The following is a 4,302-nucleotide window of genomic DNA, read 5'->3' as shown; positions in this document are numbered from 1 at the left end:
ACCTTCTCAACCACTTGCGCTACCGACCGAAGTAAACCCCAGCTCGGTAGCGGGAGGCGAATTCTACAGCAACCTGAATCGCTGTCAACTCCAACCTCGCACCGCCTTCGCTTCGAAAAGCGAAGCTTCCGATACTCTTCAAACCGCTTAACTCGTTGATCTACAAGGAGTTTTCAGCAAGGTCTGCACCGGAAGTGGGGCGCATTATAGGCCGCTGGATTCTGCCGTCAACGGTTATTTTGATATTCGTCACAAATTGCCTCGACAGCTTCTAGCCAGGTTTAGGATGCGCCTGACTAGACGACCCCACCTTGACGCAAATCAGCTATATGCCGAGCAGTCTTGTTCAGCAGTTGCTGCAGTATCTGCTCGGTATGCTGACCCAGAGTAGGGGGCGCCTGGCGATACTCGACCGGCGTGTCAGACAACCTGATGGGGCTGGCCACTTGCGCCACAAGGCCAGCCACCGGGTGCGGCATTTCCACCTTAAGCCCGCGCGCCTGCACCTGCGGGTCGGCGAACACCTGTGCCAGATCATTGATCGGCCCGCAAGGCACTCCCGCTTGTTCCAGTGTGGCCACCCATTCAGCGGTGCTCCTGAACACGGTGACCTGCTTGATCAGCGGGATCAGCAGCGTGCGATGGGCAACGCGGGCACTATTAGTAGCAAAGCGTGGATCGTCGGCCCACTCGGAATGCCCGGCCACCTCGCAAAATTTGCGGAACTGACTGTCATTACCCACGGTGAGGATAAAGTCGCCATCTGCCGTGGGGAAATCCTGATAGGGCACGATGTTCGGATGAGCGTTTCCCAGGCGCCGAGGTGAAACACCTGTAGTCAGGTAATTCATCGCCTGATTGGCCAGGCAGGCAACCTGTACGTCGAGTAATGCCATGTCGACGTGCTGGCCGATGCCGCTCTGCTCACGTTGATTGAGCGCAGCCAGAATACCGACCGTGGCATACAACCCCGTCAGGATATCCGTGAGTGCCACACCGACTTTGACAGGGCCCGCGCCTTCCTCGTTATCACCCCGCCCGGTCACGCTCATCAGTCCGCCCAGGGCCTGAATCATGAAGTCGTACCCCGCCCGCCTGGCGTAGGGGCCGTCCTGACCGAAGCCGGTAATCGAACAGTAGATCAGCCGGGGATTGATGGTTTTCAGCGTGGCGTAGTCCAGCCCATATGCCGCCAAGCCACCCACCTTGAAATTTTCGATCAGCACATCCGACTTGGCCACCAGTTCGCGGATCAGCTGCTGACCCTCGGCCTGAGTGAAATCAATGGTGATCGACTGCTTGTTGCGATTGGTCGCCAGGTAATAGGCGGCCTCATCCGTCTCTCGCCCCTCCTGGTCTTTCAGGAAGGGTGGCCCCCAATGGCGGGTGTCATCGCCGAGCAAAGGACGCTCGACTTTGATCACGTCGGCGCCCAGATCGCCCAGGATCTGCCCACACCAGGGGCCGGCCAACACACGGGACAAATCGAGCACTCGAATATGGGACAACGCGCCAGACATGGAACCTCCCCTTCCCTTCTATTAATAGAAGGCTTGAATGCCGGTTTGAGCGCGCCCAAGAATCAGCGCATGAATGTCATGAGTGCCTTCGTAAGTGTTGACCACTTCCAGGTTGACCAAATGGCGCGCAATACCGAACTCGTCGCTGATGCCATTTCCACCCAGCATGTCGCGGGCCAGGCGGGCGACGTCCAGCGCCTTGCCGCAACTGTTGCGCTTCATGAGTGAGGTGATTTCCACCGCCGCCGTGCCTTCATCTTTCATGCGCCCCAGGCGCAGGCAGCCTTGCAAGCCCAAGGTGATCTCGGTCTGCATGTCGGCAAGCTTTTTCTGGATCAGTTGGTTGGCGGCCAGAGGTCGGCCGAACTGCTGACGATCCAGTACATACTGGCGCGCGGTGTGCCAGCAGTCTTCGGCGGCGCCCAGCGCTCCCCAGCTGATGCCATAGCGTGCCGAGTTCAGGCAGGTGAACGGACCCTTCAGGCCGCGCACCTCGGGGAAGGCGTTTTCTTCCGGGACGAATACATTGTCCATGACAATCTCACCGGTGATCGAGGCGCGCAGGCCCACCTTGCCGTGGATCGCCGGAGCGCTCAGGCCTTGCCACCCTTTTTCCAGCACGAAGCCGCGGATTTCGCCGGCATCGTCCTTGGCCCACACCACAAAGACATCGGCGATCGGACTGTTGGTGATCCACATCTTGCTGCCGGTCAGCCGATAGCCGCCCTCGACCTTTTTGGCGCGGGTGATCATTGAACCTGGATCAGAGCCATGATTCGGCTCGGTCAGGCCGAAGCAGCCGATATATTCGCCACTGGCCAGCTTGGGAAGGTACTTCTGCTTGGTCGTTTCATTGCCGAATTCAAAGATCGGCACCATCACCAGCGAGGACTGCACACTCATCATCGAGCGATAGCCGGAATCGATGCGTTCCACTTCGCGCGCGATCAGGCCGTAGCAGACATAGTTAAGGCCGCTGCCACCGTAGGCTTCCGGAATAGTGGCGCCGAGCAGGCCGGTCTCACCCATTTCGCGGAAGATCTTCGGATCGGTCTGTTCATGCCGGAAGGCTTCCAGCACCCGCGGCGCCAGCTTGTCAGCGGCGAACTGCTGGGCGCTGTCGCGCACCATGCGTTCTTCTTCGCTCAGCTGCTGATCGAGCAGCAGCGGGTCTTCCCAGTTGAAACGTGCTTTATCGGCCATGAGTCACCTCTTCTTATATATAGAACCCAGGCGCTGTACAGCACCCTGGAATGAAGGGAATCCTAAGCGGCATAGGAAAAGCGTTGCAAACGATGATTACGCACCCAGTTGTGCGCTTTACTCACTCCGTGACAGCATAAGACCGCTTTCATTCGTCATCATCAGTGAGCTTGTCGTATGCGCCGCAAGATTCCCAGTACCGCCGCATTGATCGCCTTCGAGGCTGCGGCACGCCATCAAAGCTTTACCCGAGCTGCCGAAGAGCTGGCGTTGACGCAAAGTGCAGTATGCCGCCAGATCGGTGCTTTAGAAGCCTTCCTGGGTCTGGACCTGTTTCGACGTTCGCGCCGCGGCGTGGTGCTGACCGAAGCCGGCCTGTCCTACAGTCGCCGGGTCGCGGCCCAGCTCGATGCTGTCGAGCGCGACACCTTGTCGATCATGGGCGAGCAGGGCGCGATGAATCTGGAACTGGCCGTGGTGCCGACCTTCGCCACGCGCTGGCTACTGCCGCGCCTTAATAGTTTTCAGCAGCAGCACCCTCAGGTCACCGTCAACCTGAACACTCGCACTCGCCCTTTCCTGTTCGCCGATACACAGTTCGACGCCGCAATCTATTTTGGCGATGCCAACTGGTCAGGCACCCAGGCGCATTATCTGATGCCCGAATCCAGCGTTCCGGTATGCAGTCCGGCCTGGCTGAAAGGGCAGCCAACTCTGGATGCGGAACAGCTTGCCGGCCTGCCACTGCTACAACAGAGCACCCGCCCTTATGCCTGGCGCCAGTGGTTCGAATCCCAAGGCATACAGGTAGCCAGAGATCTCACCGGGCCGCGCTATGAGCTGTTTTCCATGCTGGCTCAAGCGGCCATACACGAAATGGGTGTGGCGCTGATTCCTGCTTTTTTAATCGAGCAGGAACTGGCCAGCGGTCAATTGGTCATTGCCCATCCACAGGCCAGCCATAACGACAAAGCCTATTACCTGATGATCCCTGATCGCAAAGCTGAGTCAGCTGCATTGGGCTCGTTTCGCGATTGGCTGATGAGCGAGGCCCAAAGCTATCGGCAGTTCTCCCCAGAGAATGAAACCATTATGTAGTGGCTTTCCTAAAACACTACAGGACGGCATGCATACGCCTATGAAACCCGCAACCTTTCACGCATGCCGTTCGTTTAGCGCTCTGCTTCACTTAGTCGCTGCGGGTAATTTGGTTAAAAAACCAAGCTCACGATGGTTTCTATGCAAATTTCTTGCTTGCCCGCAATGAGCGAACAAGTCCGCTACCTTGTTAAGGGACAAAATCATCAGAACGGCCAGTCATTAACGGACTTGTAGTCCTCTGAATGTTTTGCTTCAAAACGGTTGAAGGCTCCTCGACAGACCTGCACAATGCCGCGCCCCTCCCCTTTGGTATTAGACCTTCGGGTGAGGTGTCTCAACCCATCCACATGGTGTGGCCGGGGCGATAAAAATAACGATCAAGTAGGAGACAGGAAGTGCTTATCGGCATTCCTCTAGAAACTCACACCGGGGAAACCCGCGTGGCTGCGACCCCGGAAACGGTGAAGAAACTCATCGG

General features: G+C 57.7%; 4 protein-coding genes. 2 read left to right on the top strand and 2 right to left on the bottom strand.

Going from position 1 to position 4,302, the window contains the following annotated elements:
* Positions 1-296 precede the first annotated feature (296 nt).
* Positions 297-1,520, bottom strand: a complete 1,224-nt coding sequence (locus tag H9642_RS18160) for a CaiB/BaiF CoA transferase family protein (protein WP_251837861.1) — start codon at positions 1,518-1,520, stop codon at positions 297-299.
* A gap of 21 nt (positions 1,521-1,541) precedes the next feature.
* Positions 1,542-2,723, bottom strand: a complete 1,182-nt coding sequence (locus H9642_RS18155) for an acyl-CoA dehydrogenase (protein ID WP_251837860.1) — start codon at positions 2,721-2,723, stop codon at positions 1,542-1,544.
* Between the two features lie 177 nt (positions 2,724-2,900).
* Here H9642_RS18155 and H9642_RS18150 point away from each other — a divergent pair, with 177 nt between their 5' ends.
* Both H9642_RS18150 and H9642_RS18145 read left to right on the top strand, forming a co-directional pair.
* Positions 2,901-3,821, top strand: coding sequence for a LysR family transcriptional regulator (locus H9642_RS18150; RefSeq protein ID WP_251837859.1), 921 nt, complete (start codon positions 2,901-2,903; stop codon positions 3,819-3,821).
* 398 nt (positions 3,822-4,219) lie between these two features.
* Positions 4,220-4,302 (top strand): hypothetical protein (locus H9642_RS18145; protein WP_251837862.1); only part of this gene is annotated, 83 nt, incomplete at its 3' end.

The organism is Serpens gallinarum (assembly GCF_014836765.1).
GTDB classification, from domain to species: Bacteria; Pseudomonadota; Gammaproteobacteria; order Pseudomonadales; family Pseudomonadaceae; genus Serpens; species Serpens gallinarum.
This window is presented reverse-complemented; position numbering and strand designations above follow the sequence as displayed.

Excerpts from the sequence above, each read along its gene's own strand:
- H9642_RS18160 (WP_251837861.1), bottom strand. The coding sequence starts at position 1,520 with ATGTCTGGCGCGTTGTCCCATATTCGAGTGCTCGATTTGTCCCGTGTG.
- H9642_RS18155 (WP_251837860.1), bottom strand. The coding sequence starts at position 2,723 with ATGGCCGATAAAGCACGTTTCAACTGGGAAGACCCGCTGCTGCTCGAT.
- H9642_RS18150 (WP_251837859.1), top strand. The coding sequence starts at position 2,901 with ATGCGCCGCAAGATTCCCAGTACCGCCGCATTGATCGCCTTCGAGGCT.